The sequence below is a fragment of the Leptospira yasudae genome, from assembly GCF_003545925.1.
GTDB lineage: Bacteria > Spirochaetota > Leptospiria > Leptospirales > Leptospiraceae > Leptospira > Leptospira yasudae.
This window is the reverse complement of sequence record NZ_QHCU01000006.1, coordinates 279887-296024: the sequence shown is the minus strand read 5'-3', so window position 1 is coordinate 296024 and position 16138 is coordinate 279887. Positions and strand designations below refer to the sequence as shown.

At 47.7% G+C, this 16138-nt stretch carries 15 protein-coding genes; 2 read left to right on the top strand and 13 right to left on the bottom strand.

What is annotated here, in order from left to right; translation table 11 throughout:
- Positions 1-317 precede the first annotated feature (317 nt).
- The 3 genes from DLM76_RS17865 to DLM76_RS17855 are packed head-to-tail and all read right to left on the bottom strand — an operon-like array spanning position 318 to position 2568.
- The gene (locus tag DLM76_RS17865; protein ID WP_118956968.1) at positions 318-920 is read right to left on the bottom strand and encodes an NADPH-dependent FMN reductase; all 603 of its coding nucleotides are present in this window, start codon (positions 918-920) and stop codon (positions 318-320) included.
- Between the two features lie 30 nt (positions 921-950).
- Entirely contained in the window at positions 951-1658 is a 708-nt protein-coding gene (locus DLM76_RS17860) for a ParB/RepB/Spo0J family partition protein (RefSeq protein WP_118956969.1), read from the bottom strand.
- The gene (locus DLM76_RS17855) at positions 1651-2568 is read right to left on the bottom strand and encodes a ParA family protein (protein ID WP_118966093.1); all 918 of its coding nucleotides are present in this window, start codon (positions 2566-2568) and stop codon (positions 1651-1653) included. Before DLM76_RS17855 ends, DLM76_RS17860 begins: the two co-directional genes overlap by 8 nt.
- A gap of 200 nt (positions 2569-2768) precedes the next feature.
- Between DLM76_RS17855 and DLM76_RS17850 the strand changes: the two genes are divergently transcribed.
- Together DLM76_RS17850 and hemH are read left to right on the top strand one after the other, a co-directional pair.
- Positions 2769-3878 (top strand): putative porin, encoded by a 1110-nt coding sequence (locus DLM76_RS17850; RefSeq protein ID WP_118966036.1) that lies wholly within the window; start codon positions 2769-2771, stop codon positions 3876-3878.
- A gap of 16 nt (positions 3879-3894) precedes the next feature.
- A complete protein-coding gene (gene hemH, locus DLM76_RS17845) occupies positions 3895-4992 on the top strand; it encodes a ferrochelatase (protein ID WP_167450792.1) in 1098 nt (365 codons plus the stop codon).
- Here hemH and hemG read toward each other — a convergent pair.
- The 10 genes from hemG to DLM76_RS17795 form a co-directional block, all read right to left on the bottom strand.
- Complete coding sequence (gene hemG, locus DLM76_RS17840; RefSeq protein ID WP_118966034.1) at positions 4980-6269, bottom strand: protoporphyrinogen oxidase; 1290 nt, start codon at positions 6267-6269, stop codon at positions 4980-4982. The two genes, hemH and hemG, sit on opposite strands and share 13 nt — an antisense overlap.
- A 94-nt stretch (positions 6270-6363) precedes the next feature.
- A complete protein-coding gene (locus DLM76_RS17835; protein ID WP_118956973.1) occupies positions 6364-7335 on the bottom strand; it encodes an LA_0442/LA_0875 N-terminal domain-containing protein in 972 nt (323 codons plus the stop codon).
- A 91-nt stretch (positions 7336-7426) separates the two neighbouring features.
- A complete protein-coding gene (hemN, locus tag DLM76_RS17830; RefSeq protein WP_118966033.1) occupies positions 7427-8776 on the bottom strand; it encodes an oxygen-independent coproporphyrinogen III oxidase in 1350 nt (449 codons plus the stop codon).
- Positions 8773-9795, bottom strand: a complete 1023-nt coding sequence (locus DLM76_RS17825; protein WP_118966032.1) for a uroporphyrinogen decarboxylase family protein — start codon at positions 9793-9795, stop codon at positions 8773-8775. The genes hemN and DLM76_RS17825 overlap by 4 nt, the downstream gene beginning before the upstream one ends.
- Entirely contained in the window at positions 9785-10477 is a 693-nt protein-coding gene (locus DLM76_RS17820; protein ID WP_118956976.1) for a response regulator transcription factor, read from the bottom strand. Before DLM76_RS17820 ends, DLM76_RS17825 begins: the two co-directional genes overlap by 11 nt.
- Positions 10474-11388, bottom strand: a complete 915-nt coding sequence (locus DLM76_RS17815; protein ID WP_118956977.1) for a sensor histidine kinase — start codon at positions 11386-11388, stop codon at positions 10474-10476. The genes DLM76_RS17820 and DLM76_RS17815 overlap by 4 nt, the downstream gene beginning before the upstream one ends.
- Complete coding sequence (gene hemL / locus DLM76_RS17810; RefSeq protein ID WP_118966031.1) at positions 11388-12719, bottom strand: glutamate-1-semialdehyde 2,1-aminomutase; 1332 nt, start codon at positions 12717-12719, stop codon at positions 11388-11390. The genes DLM76_RS17815 and hemL overlap by 1 nt, the downstream gene beginning before the upstream one ends.
- The gene (gene hemB, locus DLM76_RS17805; RefSeq protein WP_118966030.1) at positions 12716-13669 is read right to left on the bottom strand and encodes a porphobilinogen synthase; all 954 of its coding nucleotides are present in this window, start codon (positions 13667-13669) and stop codon (positions 12716-12718) included. The genes hemL and hemB overlap by 4 nt, the downstream gene beginning before the upstream one ends.
- Positions 13638-15266, bottom strand: a complete 1629-nt coding sequence (locus tag DLM76_RS17800; RefSeq protein ID WP_118966029.1) for a type 2 periplasmic-binding domain-containing protein — start codon at positions 15264-15266, stop codon at positions 13638-13640. Before DLM76_RS17800 ends, hemB begins: the two co-directional genes overlap by 32 nt.
- Positions 15251-16126: a Rossmann-fold NAD(P)-binding domain-containing protein gene (locus DLM76_RS17795; RefSeq protein WP_118966028.1), complete on the bottom strand. Its 876-nt coding sequence runs from the start codon at positions 16124-16126 to the stop codon at positions 15251-15253. The genes DLM76_RS17800 and DLM76_RS17795 overlap by 16 nt, the downstream gene beginning before the upstream one ends.
- Between the last annotated feature and the right edge of the window lie 12 nt (positions 16127-16138).

Below are 16138 nucleotides of genomic sequence, written 5' to 3'. Positions count from 1 at the left end.
GGAGAATTCTTCCGTAGGCAAACGACGTGATTTCAGTTTTAAAGGATCACGGATCCTTCTCAAAAAAAATGATCGAAGTTTCACAAACCTTCTGCGTCTCAGGATGAATTTCGATCCGCTGTCGAACCCGCTTACAAAATCATCCTGTAAAAGATCGCAATCCTTGTTCCGACAAATCGCTTTTTAAAAAAAGCAATCGACTTTCGGATCGAAGTAAACCGGGAAGCTCCTATAAGTCCCGCTTAAACCTGCAGGATCCCGACAAATTCTAAACTTGAAACACCGGAGTATTTACAAGACCAAAGGATCGAAACGGTTCACATCCCGTTCGCAAATTCCTTTTTAACCGTAACGCCCGAATCGCGAACCGCCTTCAAAGCATCGCCGTAACTCACGAGAATTTTAAGAGCGAAATCGATTCGATCCCGCAGATAAGAATCCTCTTTGCTCACCGAATCCGGTCCGTTTAAAACGTGTTCCGCGTCCCGCACGATGATATGTTCGGGGATATAACAAAGCTTCGTGTTCTTGTAGCTGCTCATTCTCAGTTCAGCAACGGGGTAAGCGCCGCCCCGGCTCGCGGAAACGGTAGCGATTAAAACCGGCTTGTGGCCGACCGTCGCAGTGTTGCAATAAAGAATAAAATTCTTTAAACCGGGGGAAGCCATTCCCGAATATTCCGGAGAAACGAATACGAGTGCGTCCGCGTTTTTCAGTTCTGCTTCGATCGGTTTCCAAATCCCGTCCCAGTATTCTCCTCCGTCCCAAAAGGAATCGTCCCAAATAGGAAGTTTATGATTTCCCAAATCCAAAATCCAAGCCTGATGCCCGAGCGTTTCCAAACGTTTCCCGATCCATCCGGCCACCTTTGCCGACTGGGATACCTTCCGGTGAGGACCGGCGATGATAGCGAGTTTCATATTCTCTCCGTATTATATTAAAAAATCGAATTAGTCTTTAAGTCCGTATTTCTTTTTAAGGGAGGAAAGTTCCTTCAGGAATTTTTCCCTTTGCTGCGAAGTGAGTTTGCCGAGTTGAAGAACTACTTTTGCCGGCGCCGACTTTCGGGGTGAAATCATTTCACCCCCTCTGCCTTCTTTTTGTTTTAAGAGTTCTTCCAGATTTTTTACGGAAGCGTCTTTTCCGGATTTAAGAAGATCGGCGACGGACTTTTGGTCGAGCCTCGCGATGGAACTGAGCTGCTTCACGTATCTTTCGGTGAACCCGAGAACTTTCGCGACCTCTTCGGCGGTTTTACGCTTTTCTTTTCTTAAAAACTGAATCGCCCGGCCGACTTCCCAAGGATTTAAGCTTTTGCGCTTTTCGTTTTCCGCGAGGGCCATTTCAAAACATCTTTCTTCCGAGGCGGAAGTTTCGATCGAGGGAATCGTATCCCACTTTAAAATTTTGGCGGCTTGGTATCTTCTTTCGCCCGCGACGATCTGATACTTCTTACCCTGCTTTTTGACAACAATCGGCTCGATCAGGCCGAGGCGTTTCATCGACTCGACCAAATCGGAAACGTCTTCTCTTCCGAAAACCCTCGGCTGCGTCGGATTGGGTGAAATATCGGAAAGAGCGATCTCCGCTTTGGAGGATTCTTTTTCTCCGAACGCGGTAAGAAGATCCATACCCGCGAAGTCAGAACGTTTAGCCATTTGCAATCTTCTCCATCACTTCTTCCGCCAAGGAAGAAAACATCTGCATCGCCTTGCCGTCGTATTCTCCCAAAAGTTTCTTCTTCGCCTGCGCCTGAGGAATCGATTCCCTTCTGTAGACGACGGTCTTGAAAACCTCGAAATACTTCCGGATCGCGTCCGCAAGACCCGCCAGCGCGCGGGCATCCTCGTATTGATTTAAAACCGCGCCCAAAAGATTGAGGGAAGGATTCGCCTTCTTCTTGATCTTGAGAATGGTGGCGTGAAGATCCTTCAAACCCTGAACGCTGAACGCCCTGGTTTGAATCGGAATCAAAACGTGATCCGCGGCGATCAAAGCGTTCTCCAAAATCAGGCCCAGGGACGGAGGACAATCGATGATGATATATTTGTAGCTCGAACGCACCGGCTTGAGTGCGTCCTTTAGCAATTCGAAATCATCCCTTTCATAGGGAGTCGTAAAGTTCGCAAGATGAATCGAAGAAGGAAGAAGGTCCAAACCCGGCGCGAGCTGAACCAAAAGATCCTTAACCGGAACCGGCTCGTCGCCTCTGTAGCCGAGAGAATGAAAAACGGATCTCTCCACCGAACCGAAAAAAAGCTGAGTGATATTCGCCTGAGCGTCCCAATCCACGAGAAGGACCGGCGCGGATTTGGACAGGGCTTCCGCAAGACAAACGGAGACGGTCGTTTTCCCCTCTCCGCCTTTCTGATTGGAAACGGCGATGATCGTCGAATCAAAGACGTCCCGATGCGCCTTTTGAAAATATTTTTCGATCGTTTCCCGATCGTATTTTCCTTTGCCCAAGGAAGGAATTTTCCATTCCTTCACTTTCGATAAAAATTCCTCTTCCGAAGAAATTTCGTATTCATCTAAGATCTGTCGGGTTGTTAGAGTTTTGGAATTCATGGAGAACTCTTCGGATAGAATCGTCCGAACGCGCGTCATCTGTCAAATCAATACTATGTCCCATGAAGTTCGGAACGCTAAAAAACGGAATTGCGTGAGTAGGGTAGGGCGGCTAATCTGCCTTGATCCGCTTTTGCGGTCGCAAGGGGTGAAATCGTTTCACCCTCGGAGTCCAATACAGCTCATAAATAAAAAACATTATGAATCAAAACAAACAAACGATCCAATCCGTTCTAGTTGTAGTCGCCATTCTCCTTCTATCCGCCGCTTCGATCGAAGCGCAAACCGCAAACCCGATGGAAATCGAAACTCCGAGGGTTCCGCAGGAAAAAGAAAAGCCGTTCGCGGAAGACGAACCTTTCCTCAAAAAACTGATCCGCCAATCTTCGTTTACGATTCTTGCGGGACGCAACGGCGGAGACAATATCTTCGAGACCGGAACGAAGTACGCCAACCTTTCCGGCTTGCGCGGCGGCTCGAGAATCACGTATGAGCGCGATTTTAATTACGGCGGACTCGGGTTCACCCTGCGATGGAAAAAATGGGAAGCCGATCTGAACGTCAAAACGACCGGACGTTACGTCAATGCGGGAGAAGGAAGGGACGAAGACTTCTATTTAGGCGACCCTACGATCGAAAGAGGAACAAAAATCTCCACACGGGAATTTTCATACTACGACACCCCTTACACGTTCATCGGATCTCGCAATTTCGCGGACGGGAAGGGACGCCTTTCGATGAAACAAGACAGACAATCCCTCATTCTCAGGAGATATTTCGGCGATTCCGATCCGGATGCGCGCAAAGAAGGGAAGGGACTTTTTCTTACGGGGGGCTTTCAATATACGTTTATGAAATACGTTCTCTACGATGTATTCCAATACTTCGACGCTAACCCCGTTTTTTTGAATCGGATCGGACTAGGATTGAGTCTTTCTTATTCGACCTATGAGTTCCCGCTCGGACTAGGATACAGATATTCGAACGCCGAATGGATTTTCGAAACTTCTTTTTCGGGAGTATTTTGGTCGGGACACTTTAGGGACTTCCATTATCAAAGAGCTCTGAACTTTATCGGAGACGTCGGCGGATTCGGAATCGATTTCAACGTATCGGCGGGAAGAATTTTCGGCAATTATTTGGTCTTCTTGAAACTCAACGAACACCGGCTTTTCGGAGACGGTCATTTTCGAACCAAAGGCGGACTCAGTCAAAACGATATTCTTTCCCAACACTTAGGTCAATATAAGAATTATATGAACCTCAAGGAATGGAACGTCGAACTTTCCCTTACTGGTTTTTTATACTGACAAAGGAAGAATCGAATTGAAGAACCGAATTCTACTCGTCAATCTCGGCGGACCGCGGAACACGTCGGAGATCGAAAAATTCCTGATCGATCTTTTCGAAGATCCTTATGTATTCGATCTTCCTCTTCCCGAATGGATCCGAAAGGCGCTGGGAAGATGGATCGCAAAAAGAAGAGCGCCCAAGGTCGCAAAGACATACGAGTCGATGGGATTCGGCGGAGGTTCTCCTCTCGTATCCGAAACGCAGAAGCAAGCGCAAGCGATCGCAAAAGCCCTCGAAAAAATCACAGGCGAAACTTGGGAAGGCGATGTCGCGATGACCTGCGGCTATCCGGACATCAGAACGTTCGATGTGGAACGTCTCACCCCCACAAAACGGAATATTCTGCTTCCTTTATATCCTCATTTTTCCAGATCCACCGTATTGAGCACCGCAAAGCTCGTGGAACAAACAGTTCAAGTATGTCCGATCGGAAAAGAAGGCTGGGTTCCGCCGTTTCACGCGTCCCCCGAATATCTGGAAGCGATCCGGGATTTGATTCTCGATTTTTTTCAAGGCCGATTGAACAAGAAAGAATTCCTACATTCGGATTCGTTTCAAGCGGTATCGAACTGGGAAACGATCGATCTCGTCTTCAGTGCTCACGGAATTCCGATGCGTTTGATCCAAAAAGGCGACCGTTATCGCGAAGAGATCGAAACGAATGCAGAAAATTTAAAACGACTTCTCCGGGCGAAAGGATTTCAAGGAAAATGCCACGTTTCGTTTCAGAGTAGGGTAGGGCCTTCCAAGTGGACCGAACCGAATACGATCCACAAACTTGAAGAACTCGGGAAAAACGGAGTCAAACGGGTCGCGGTTTATCCGATCAGTTTCGTCGGCGATCACCTGGAAACATTGGAAGAAATCGGAGAACAACTCAAAGAAATCGCTCATGAAAACGGAATTACCGAATACTTCCGCATCCCTGCGCCCGGTATATACGGAAAATTCATCGAAGCGATCGCCAAACTCAGCTTGGAATCGACTCGATTGCAGAAACAAGAATGTATCTGCAAACAGCGCGGCGGTTATATTCCCAAAACGGGAGAATGCTCCGCTCAGCGAGCATGACGGTTTCGCATAACGTTCCACGCCCTTTCTAAGATGGAACTGAGACCGATTCCGTATCGAAAATTTCCTTCGGCATATACGCCTTCGGGCAAACTTCGATCCAACTCCTGATTGAACGCTAATAATGCGGAATCATAGACCGGGAGCGCGGATTTCCAGATCGTCACGTAATGATTGACCGGAACTCCGTTTTGAACCGCGATTTTTTTCCGATCCTCTTCCAAAATCGCAACGATTTCATTCTCTTTGAGTTTGGAAATTTCCGTATCCAGCGCTCCGCCGAAGATGAACGTTTCCGAATCATACCCGTCCGCAACTCTTCCCGCAAAAATCGAAGAATTGATCAGAACGCCTCGCGCACGAAGTCCCGCTTCGGGTGGAAATAAAATACCGAATCCCGTTTTGTTTCCGAGAAGAGATTCGTGTCCGAAGCGTGTGGCGGTGACGACCCCTAACGTTCTGCATACCTTTTCGTATCGTTTGAAAACGGGAACGCTCGCGGATAAAATTTTCAACGTGGATTCCAAACCGCAGGCCAACGTGATTCTGGCTTTCGGATATTTTTTTCGCAAAGCCGATAGGGCAGGGGGCTCTTCGGACTGTAAAATCTTGGAATTCGGAGAGGACTTGATTTTCGCTTCCATGGCGCTTAACAATTCCCCCAAACCTCCTCGAAAACTCACGGTCCCTTTTCTTTGTTTCGGAACCTTGGGTTCCGATTTTCTTTTTTGAAAAAGCTTCTGCAAATTCTTCCAAAGAGGTTCATCCGATGCGACGAACCTGCCGATCACCAACTCCGCGGACATCTCCTTTAGATTTCCCGCATATACTCCCGCAAGTCCAGGCTCAAGTATGCTTTTTACCGCGTCTTCACCCAATACACGGTTTCCCCATTGATAGACCGATTCTCCTTGTTCGATTCCCGCGGAGATTCGGAACATCCCGTATAATGCGCGTAAGGCGCCCCAAAAAGAAAGAGGAAGTCTTCTCGGAGCGCCGTTTTTCCAAATATAACGTTTCCGAGACGCTTTGAGCGTGGGAAGGATTTCCAGTCCTAATGCGGAAGCCAATTCTTCCAATCGATACGAATTTAAGATTCCGTTCGCGGCGGTTTCCACAAGACCGAACGGAGTGCGGATGGATTGAATCAATCCTCCCGAGCGATTTTTCTTTTCGTAGATTAGAACCGATTCTCCCTTTAAGACCGAGAGAGTGGCGTAAAGAAGTCCGGTAAATCCGGCGCCGACGATGATATGATCCGGTTGTTGTGTTGCCACGGATCGATTTTTACGGGAATCAAAAGATTGTAAATCAGCAATTCAAGGGACGATCGGTTTCCATCGTCCCCAAAAGGATAGAACCGAAGTCGGATTAAAATTGGAATCTATATCCGAAGGTGTATTTGGACTCAAGCGTGGAAGAAGTCGCTCCGCCGTTTAGAATTCCGGAGTTTGCCATCGGATTGTAATCCAAGATCAATCCCTTCGACGATCCGTCCGAAAATCCCACCTTGGAAGAAATCTGACCGCCGAAGATATACGCGTCCGCTAAGTTGATCAGATATATTCCGGCTAACACGCCTATGCTCGTCTGAAGATTCTTATACGCTTTGTCTACCGTTTCGCGCTTGCTTTGATACGGACTGAACTCCTGGTTGTAGACATACAACGCAACCGGATCTGTGATGACGGGTGATAAATTCGGATTCGCGACTCCGATCGCCGCCAGAGTAATGGAATCCGTCGAATAGGGATTTCCGAAGCTCTCGTAATCTTTTTTAGCAACGAGATACTTGCGATTATTCTCATATACCGCGTAACCCGCAGCCAAGAAAAGAGTAGGATAGATGACCGCAGCGAACTTTCTTCCGCTCGCCCACTGTCCCCAGCCCGGAAGAATCGCGGATCTTCCCAAGGCTCCGGCTTTCGATACGGCGGGTTTTGGAGGAGGCGGAGGAGGAAGCGGTTTGTTCTTTTCCGCTTCTTCTCTTTCCTTTCTAAGGCGCTCTTCCTCTTCCTGCTGCTTTTTGAGATCGAGGTTTCTTTGTTTTGTGAGTTTCTCGTCTTCCAAACGTTTGATCTCGGCGTTTCGGATTCTTTCTTCCTCTTCTTCGTCGATATCTTTATAGATTACTTTTAAGATTTCTTTTTTGGCGATAACCCGTTTGCCTTCTTTGGTTTGAACCGTAATCGTCTTCTGATTTTGCGTGATTACCTTACCGCGAAAACTTCCGCCCTCGTGTAATAGAACAGTCTCGGCCGAAACGGAAACGATTCCTAAAAAGAATAAGCAGAAGGTTAAAATAAGTTTTCTTAATAACGATGTCAACGCGGGCCTTCCCATATTCAGTTATACGATTCCGCTCGAAGGAACCGCCACTGCTAATCAATAATTTATTGGACGACTTTTTGACCGAAAACCGCGCTGTCCGTTCCTAAATCGATCTCGAAAAAACTCTCGATTCCGGGCTTTTTCTCCGCAATCGGAGATCCAAACCCGTACAAACGTTCCTCAGAAAGGGCCAACCCTTTTCGGTCAAAGAGAGAAGATTTCCTTCCCATCTAATTAAAGTATCGTCCTCCATGGAGGTCAAATACAGCCTTACATCCTGCAAAATTTGCTCCGGTACTATAACCTTTCCGGTCGTCGATAATTGCAGAATTAACGATCTTTGTACCAAATCTTCACCGTCCAGCTTATGTCCTCTCAAAGTGGCAAATCGGTCTTCGTGAATTCTTTTTTGATATTTTTTGACAATTTTCTCGTTTTGATGGAAACAATCCCAACTATCCGAAATCGCGGAAACACCCAACCCTAAAAGCATGTCCGTTGTTCGGGTCGTATAACCCATAAAATTTCGATGCAAGGTTCCGTTCTTTGCGGCTTCGGAAAGTGAATCCGATTCCAAAGCGAAATGATCCATTCCGATTTCGATATACCCCGCCTTTAGAAATAGTTCTCTCGACACTTCGTATAACTCGCGTTTTTCGGAACCGGACGGAAGATCGGCCTCGGTGAACAGTCTCTGCGCCGCTTTGATCCAAGGAACGTGCGCGTAGCTGTAGAATGCGATTCGATCCGGACGCAGTTCGAGAGTTTTCTGAACCGTATGTTTCATGCTCTCGAGATTTTGCTGCGGCAATCCGTAAATCAGATCGAAGTTCACGGAAGTATATCCGAGTTTTCTGGAAAGATCCGTGATACGCTCGGTCATTTCGAAAGGCTGCGTGCGGTTGATGAGTCTTTGAACTTCGGGATCGAAATCCTGAACGCCGAGACTGACTCTTCTGAATCCGAAGTCATGGAGAAGTTTCAGCTGCGTATCTCTGGTTCTTCTCGGATCCACTTCCAAGGAGAATTCCGGCGCGGAAACAACATTCATCTTTTTTAATATGGAATCGAGAAGAAGTTCGAGATTTTTTTCCGCGAGATACGTCGGAGTGCCTCCCCCGAGATGCAGTTCTTTGAGTTCTCTTTGTCCGATTTCGGGAACTTCTTTCAGATAATTGGAAAACTCCGCAAGAATCGCATCGATATACGGCTCCTCCACCGAATGATTCTTCGTGATCGAAGTGTTGCATCCGCAAAAGGAACAGAGAGTTTCGCAAAAAGGAAGATGAAGATACAAGGCCAGGGAAGAATTCTCCGGCGTTAAACGATTTCGAACCTTATCCAGCCATTCTTCCGTGCTTGGATTTTCGGACCAATAGGGAACGGTAGGGTAGCTCGTGTAACGAGGAGCCGGTATGTCATACTTTGCGATCAGTTCTTTTGCGCTCATCATTGAAATGTCTCTCTTACGATTTCCACGAAGGTCTTTACGTTGTCTTCGGGGGTTTTGGGCATCACTCCGTGTCCGAGTCCGCAGACCCAGCCGATCCGTTCTTCTGGGGAAAGATCCCGGAACGGACGAAGAAAGTTGATTAGAGTTTTCTTAAATTCCACGCCTTCCATAAACAACAAGGCCTGATCGAAATTCCCCTGAATCATTCTTTTTTCGGAGCGGAATACCTGTCTTAAATCCCATCTGTGATCGAATCCGAATCCCGCAAGCGAAGGAATGTTTCGGATTAAATCGAAGTGCGAAGTCGTTGTTCCCCTACCATAATATCCGACTTTTCCCGGATAAGCATCGGCCAAGGTTTTTACGCCGGGAAGGACGATCTCTTCGAAAAAATCGGGAGATAAATCCCCGCTCGCCGTATCAAAGATCATGATCAATTCGGCCCCGCCTTCCAATTGAAGAGCGATGTTTTCTTTTAAGAATTGGACTATCGTTTTCAAAAATTCTTTTCTGACATTTGTCAATGTTTTCGGCAAAGCTAGGTTGCCTTCGTGTTTTCCGGAAACGGCGTATGTAAACAAGGTCCAAGGACCGCCCACAAATCCGATCACGGATTTATCTTTGGGAATTCTTTCCCGAGTGAGCTTCATTGCGTCCTTTTGAAATTGCATAAAGGGAATCGAATCTTCAACGGATTTGAGTTTTTTCAGATCGGCTTCCGATCGGATCGCAAAACTCAAGTTAGGTCCCGCGTCCGTGTATTGCAGACCCATTCCCAAAGCTTCCAAAGGAAATAGAATATCGGAGAAAAGAATCGAGACGTCGAAGTCGAACTCGTTCACCGGGCCGAACGCCACTTCCGCCGCGAGTTCGGGGATCTTACACAATTCTTCGAAAGAATGTTTTTGTCTGAGAGCCTGGTAGTGTTTGTGATAACGTCCCGCCTGTCTCATCATCCATACGGGAGGAATCTTTTGCGCGATTCCGCTTAACGCGTTTGAATAACGCTTATTCGACATTTCTTAATTCTCCGGTCCATTGATAACCGACGCCTCGTACGGATCGTATGACTCGTTCTCCTTCTTCTCCGAAGGCTTGCCTGAGCCGCACGATCGAGTTGTCGATCGTTCTGTTTGTGGGAAAACTTTCTTCTCCCCAAAGTTTGTCCAAGATTTCCGCGCGACTTACGGTGCGTTCTCGTTCCGCAACCAAGAAGTGAAGAAGAGCGCAGTCTCGTTTGGAAAGGGGGATTTCTTCGTTTCCCTTTTTAATCTGAAATCCTTGAAAATCCAAGACGTAGTCTTTATAAAAGAATCTGGATTCTTCTATGGAATGTTTATGAGATTCTAATACGTGTTTGACTCGAAGAAGAAGCTCCTTGAGATGGAACGGCTTCGGAATGAATTCTTCCGCGCCGAGTTCAAAACCGCGGAGCCGTTCGGGTGCGCCCGCTTGCGCGGTTAAAAATAAAAACGGAGGACAATCCTTGGTTTCTTTGAGTTCTTCCGCAAGAGTGAATCCGTCTCCGTCCGGCAAACGCACATCCAAAAGAATGAGATGCGGTTTTTCGTCTTTGACTAATTTCTTTGCGGAAACGGCGGATACGGTCCAAAGGACTTCGTATCCTTCTTTCTGAAGTCGTTCCTGCAAAGTTTCCCCGAGAGAACGGTCGTCTTCGACTAACAAGAGTTTGGCTTTCATTGCGGCGCCCCCGGAAGAATCAGGTCCACTCTGAATCCGATTTCTTGAGGAACGATTTTCATCGAACCTTTCATTTTATTCATCAGTTTTTTTATGATATACAATCCGATTCCGGTTCCGCTCGAACTTCCGTGTCTGTAAAAGGGAACGCCCAGTCCTTTGTATTTTCCGTCGAAACCGCTTCCGTCGTCGACTATCGATATCAGAACTTGTCCGGGTCTTTGCCGTTCGGAACGCACCGAAAGCGAGGTCGCCTTTCCGTGTTTCAAGGAGTTCTCCGCAAGATTTTTAAAAATACTTTCGAGGGCCTTTCGATCCGCGAATACGAAAACGTTTTCCAAAGAGTGCAGATCGATTTTGAGTTCGGGGAAATCCGCTCCGATCGAAAGAAAGATTTCGCGCACGTTCGTTTTTTCTATATAAAGAATTTCGGATCTTGTCAGACTTGCGAGATACATCGCGCGATTCATCTGCGATTCGATTCTCACCGAATCCATAAGCAATCTTTGAAGCAGTTTGCTCTCGTGATGATTGGGCAATTCTTCCTGAAGACTTTCCGCCTGCAGACGAAGACTCGCTAGAGGGGTTTTCATCTCGTGCGTCACCGTGGAAAAAAAGTCGTGGATCATTTTGTTTCTACGCGTTTCCCGATAAGAAAACCAAATCAAAGTCGCGCCGCCCAAAAACAACATCAGAAGAAAAAACGTTCCTTCCATCTTGATCATTCTGCTTTGTCGCTCGAGCAGAAGAAGATTTTCGGAAGCGGCGGACGCGTCGAGTTTGGAACTGAGCCCCGCAACCGTATTCGTCAGTTTGAGTCCGAGCAGAAACCACCAAATTCCCAAAGAAACCGTGGCAAGCAGCCAAACGATCGCGAAAAGAATTCTCGTATTTTTCCAAAGAGAAGACATCAGATTTCTTTGAGCGCTTGCTCCGCGAGCTCCAACGTTTTTGCAATCACCGAATCCGTATGCGCCCAGGATAAAAAGCCGACTTCGTAACCGGAAGGAGCGAGATAAATTCCGTGTTTTAGCAAAGCGTGAAATACTTTTGCGAATCCCTCTTTGTGACCTTCCGGGATTTGATCGATTCTGCGAACCGCATCTTTCGTTTTTGTACGGAACCAGAACAGGGAGGAATGAGTGACCGCCTCCCATTCCCGATCGGATTTCGCGTTTAAAAGCCGAATCATTTCTCGTGTGAGAATCCTGGTTCTATCCTCTAACACGGAATAAACGGAATCCCTCTGCGCTTTCCGCAGCGTAGCAAAACCCGCTCTCATTCCGAACGGATTCCCGCTCAAGGTTCCCGCTTGATACACGGGACCGGAAGGAGCGACGAGATCCAATAATTCCTTTTTGCCCGCATAACAGCCCACCGGGAAACCGCCCCCGATGATTTTTCCGTACGTTACGAGATCGGGACGAATTCCGAGCAAACCAGACATTCCTTGAAAGCCCGTTCTAAAACCGGAAATTACTTCGTCAAAGACGACTAACGTTCCGTGTTTTCTCGCGATCTCGACGATCTTTGACAGGAATTCTTTTCTTTGAATCAAAAGTCCGTAGTTTGCGGGAAGAGGTTCGATGATCAATGCGGCGATATTCTTCCCTTCGGTTTCAAAAACCTTGTCGACCGCCGCTTCGTCGTCCAAAGGAAGAACGAGAGTGTTTGCGATCGCGGTTGCGGAGATTCCCGCGCTATCGGAAGAGGATTCTCCCGCAAGACCGGAACCCGCTTTCACGAGCAAGGCGTCCAAGTGACCGTGATAACATCCGTCGAACTTTAAAATTTTTTCCCTTCCGGTTGCGGCCCGAGCGACACGAAGGGCGCTCATCACGGCTTCGGTTCCGGAATTCACGAAACGAACCTTTTCGGCCCAAGGGACATTGTTTGTGATAAACTCGGCGAGTTCGAGAGAGTAGGGCTCCGCAGCTCCGAAACTCCACGCAAGACCCGCGGTTTCACGAACGACTTCCTCGACTTCGGGGTCTCTGTGGCCCAAGATCAAAGGACCGAAGCTTAGACAATAGTCGACGTATTCTTTTCCTTCGATGTCGGTTAACGTGGCTCCGCTTGCCGAAGCGAAAAAGACGGGAGTTCCGCCCACAGATCGGAACGATCGCACGGGAGAATGAACTCCTCCGGGAGAAACCTTCACCGCTCTTTCAAAAAGTTCCTTGGAGTTTTGACCTTTCCAAGATTCGGAAATCAACTTTGAATTGGATGTTTGCGAACTCACGATAAAATCTCCTTTCCTCTTCTTGCGGCATACGTGATTAAATACGAAGCCCCGGCTCTCGAAAAAATCTGCCAGGTTTCGCGAAGCGCTGCGTCAAAATCGCAGAAGCCGTTTTGTGCGAGATAATGAATCGATGCGTATTCTCCGCTGACCTGATACGCTCCCGTCGGCAGCCCGGTTTGTTCTCGGATCGGACCGATCAAATCGATCGAAGTCATTCCGGGTTTGACCATCAGAAAATCGGCGCCTTCTTCCTTGTCGCGAAGCGAAGAAAGAATGGAATCCTCCCGATTGCGAACGTCGATCTGATACGAAGAACGATCTCCGTGCCCCGGAGCGGAATCCGCGGCCGCACGAAACGGTCCGTAGAAGTTGCTTTTGAACTTAGTAGAATAACTTAAAATTGGAATATTCGAAAAACCGTTCGTATCCAAGATCGCACGGTGACTGCGAACCCTTCCGTCCATCATGTCGCTCGGCGCGATCCCGTCCGCACCGGCCTGCGCGTAGGTCAGGGCGATTTTAGAAAGATGTTTTACGGAAGAAGGATTGTCGATGCTTCCGTCCCGATGCAGAAGACCGCAATGTCCGTGCGTCGTCAAAGAACACATACAAGTATCGATCCACAAAAACGCGTTCGGAAATTCTTTTTTTAAAGTCGAAATCGAACGTTCGTAAAACGGCTTCGGGATTTCCGTATTCGATTTGAGTTCCGGAACCAGAAAAAGAATAAAATGAGAAACTCCCGCCTTGAGATCGGATTCCACTTGTTTTAAAACGGACCCTTCCGTATCCCGAAACACGCCGGGAAGAGAATCCATCTTCTCTTTTTCCTTCAGGCCTTCCACGATAAACAAAGGCTGTATTAGTTTTTTTGAATTTAAACTTTCCGAAGACGCGAGATCTCTGAGCGGGGCGTTAAGCCTGATTCTTCTTTGTTTGGTTTCCAAGGTCGTTTCCTTTGAATTCTTTGAGTCCGAGACTTTCCAACCAAGACTCGTAGTGTATAAAGACGGATAAATTTGCGGATTCTCCCAATACGTTCCGGATATGAGAGGAAGTGATTCCGGGTCCGCAAGCGTGGAATCGATTTCGAATCTGCGGATATAAAGAAAGCGCCTTATCGAATTGAGATGCGCTCATCCAAAATAAGTGCGTCTTTTCGGATAAGTCCGGATGATCTTCCATCGGCTGTGTTTGATAGGTCAGCACGCGTTCCAGCCCGGAAGCGATCTCCGTCGAACCGACGTGCGTGCATTTTACGAAGTCCAACGGTTTTCCGAAAAGAATTCCTTTGGGCAACTCTTCTTCACCGAGAGCATCCAAAGAACCGTGAACCCAAATGTCCCGTTCCGCAAGTTGAACCCATGTTTTTAAACCGGAAGTCCACACAAGGCCTTTGTGTTCCAATGCCGGATCGATGTTCGGATATGCGTTTCCTCGAGTGACGAGCCAATCCTTGAGAACCAATTCTTTCGGAAGAATTTTCCGATCCTCTTTGCCGTCCGCGGAAAGAACAAAACCTTCTTCGGAAGAAAGCGGAACCCGCCTTTGTTTTACGGCTTCTCCGGGAACGGGATACGCTTTGAATACCGATTCGGCGGGAGGAGCGATCGTTTCGGAGAATTGTTCTTCGATTTCGAGCGTTTCGCCGGAATCGGTCAATCCGCGTTGGTACAAAACCTTTCCAAAGGGGCGATATAAGATCGAAACGCCGATCTTTTGGTGACAACCGCCGCCGAATTTTTTTAGAATACGACGCTCTTCTTCCACCGCTTGAACGACTTGCGGTTTGCTCAACGCGCGGATGAGATCGATCGTCCACGAGTCGTTCGATCTGGCTTCCGCGGCGATCGCGCCTTGCGCGGGGGCGGAAGGATTGAGAGAAAGAGGGAAAATCTGAAAAACGGAATCGGCAAGCGCCTCTTTTAAGAATTTTCGTATTTCTTGATATTCTAATTCGTCCGAGTTCGGAAAATTCTCCGATAACAATCGATCGAGCGCGGCCTTTGCAAGAACCAAACCGTCCGCGTCGGATTCTCTCCATTTGCGGATTCTCGTCTGAATATTACCGCGTACCGGCAAAAACGCGAGCGAGGAATTTTTATAACGGGAAGGCAGGGACTGAACCAAGAATTTCTTTAGGTTGTATTCTCTGCGCGGAGAAGAAGTCTGAATCTTCAATTCCTCCGGAGAATTTTTGTCGAGGGAGGATTTTTTCCAAAGAAGCACATCCCTTTGATCGGCTCGATCCAAAACGCCGAAGATCGTCGTTCCCGGATGACCTTCCAGATCCAAGTCCTTCCAAGAATGGATCACGAGATCGACTTTTTCATCCACAAGATCTTTCGTTAAATCCTGCGTAAAAACGCCTCTGCTTCCCATTTTCCAAAGAGGGGTTTGAAGATCCTGATCCCCGGAAGCTTCCCTAAAATGAAGTTCGATGATTAGATCCGGATATTTTTCTCGGAGGGCGCCGAGTACAAGGTAGGTTTGAAGTCTTGCGAGTGCGCTTTTACGGGAACCGATCTTCAGAACGCGGGACAAGTCAAATCTTCCCAACCGAAAATGAATTGCTGCGCTTCGAGTTCTCTTTCTTCGACGAGATCGTCTAACGCGGGCTGCACCTGCTCGCGGATCTGCATCGCCCTTTCTTCGGTTTCACGAAGAGAATCCAACATCGCCGCAAACGAAATATACTGCACCGAATCAGGCCATTTTTGTTCCAGAGGAACTTCTCTGAAATCGACGACGATCGTTCCCGGTTTGATTGCGTCGAGAACCGAGGAAAGATCCAAAGGCGCAGCGATAACGATCGCTTCTCCCGAAGGGTTCCATTCGCTTAACAATTTCACGGAAGCGTCCGCTTCTTTGGAAAGATACGCGAGTCTTTCTTCGTTGCGTCCCGCAAGAGTCACGTTTCGCGTCTTCAACCAAGGAAGAATTTTTTCCGCGAGTTGTCCCGTTCCCAACAAAGAAACGGACTTCGTGTCCTTAAGATATTTATTCGCGAGTCCGCCGTAGGATTGTTCGCCGATGTTTTGAAGATAACGGGAACGAATGCTTCTTGAATCTTGGATCAGACTGTCTCTGAATTTTGCGAGATATTCCCCGAACGCGGAAGAGGGGAGCGAAGCATTCTTAAATTGTTCCCGAAACTGAGCGAGAACTTCCGTCTCACCTAAAAGTCTGGAATGAAGTCCGGAAATGACTTCGAGTAAAAAACGATACGCTTCGTAACCGGAATACGATTCCAGAGTGGAAGGAAGTTTAGAAGGTTCCTTATGAATTCTGCTGTCAGTGACCCATATCGTACGCATGCAAGTCATCCAGGAATAAGAACCAGGAATCTCAACATTCTCTCTATCCTTTTGGATTGAATGATAAACTCGCAAAGTGGACCACATATCGATAAAAGA

Excerpts from the sequence above, each read along its gene's own strand:
- DLM76_RS17865 (WP_118956968.1), bottom strand. The coding sequence starts at position 920 with ATGAAACTCGCTATCATCGCCGGTCCTCACCGGAAGGTATCCCAGTCG.
- hemN (WP_118966033.1), bottom strand. The coding sequence starts at position 8,776 with ATGATGAGCGCAAAAGAACTGATCGCAAAGTATGACATACCGGCTCCT.
- DLM76_RS17850 (WP_118966036.1), top strand. The coding sequence starts at position 2,769 with ATGAATCAAAACAAACAAACGATCCAATCCGTTCTAGTTGTAGTCGCC.
- DLM76_RS17820 (WP_118956976.1), bottom strand. The coding sequence starts at position 10,477 with ATGAAAGCCAAACTCTTGTTAGTCGAAGACGACCGTTCTCTCGGGGAA.
- DLM76_RS17835 (WP_118956973.1), bottom strand. The coding sequence starts at position 7,335 with ATGGGAAGGCCCGCGTTGACATCGTTATTAAGAAAACTTATTTTAACC.
- DLM76_RS17860 (WP_118956969.1), bottom strand. The coding sequence starts at position 1,658 with ATGGCTAAACGTTCTGACTTCGCGGGTATGGATCTTCTTACCGCGTTC.
- DLM76_RS17795 (WP_118966028.1), bottom strand. The coding sequence starts at position 16,126 with ATGTGGTCCACTTTGCGAGTTTATCATTCAATCCAAAAGGATAGAGAG.
- DLM76_RS17815 (WP_118956977.1), bottom strand. The coding sequence starts at position 11,388 with ATGTCTTCTCTTTGGAAAAATACGAGAATTCTTTTCGCGATCGTTTGG.
- DLM76_RS17825 (WP_118966032.1), bottom strand. The coding sequence starts at position 9,795 with ATGTCGAATAAGCGTTATTCAAACGCGTTAAGCGGAATCGCGCAAAAG.
- DLM76_RS17855 (WP_118966093.1), bottom strand. The coding sequence starts at position 2,568 with ATGAATTCCAAAACTCTAACAACCCGACAGATCTTAGATGAATACGAA.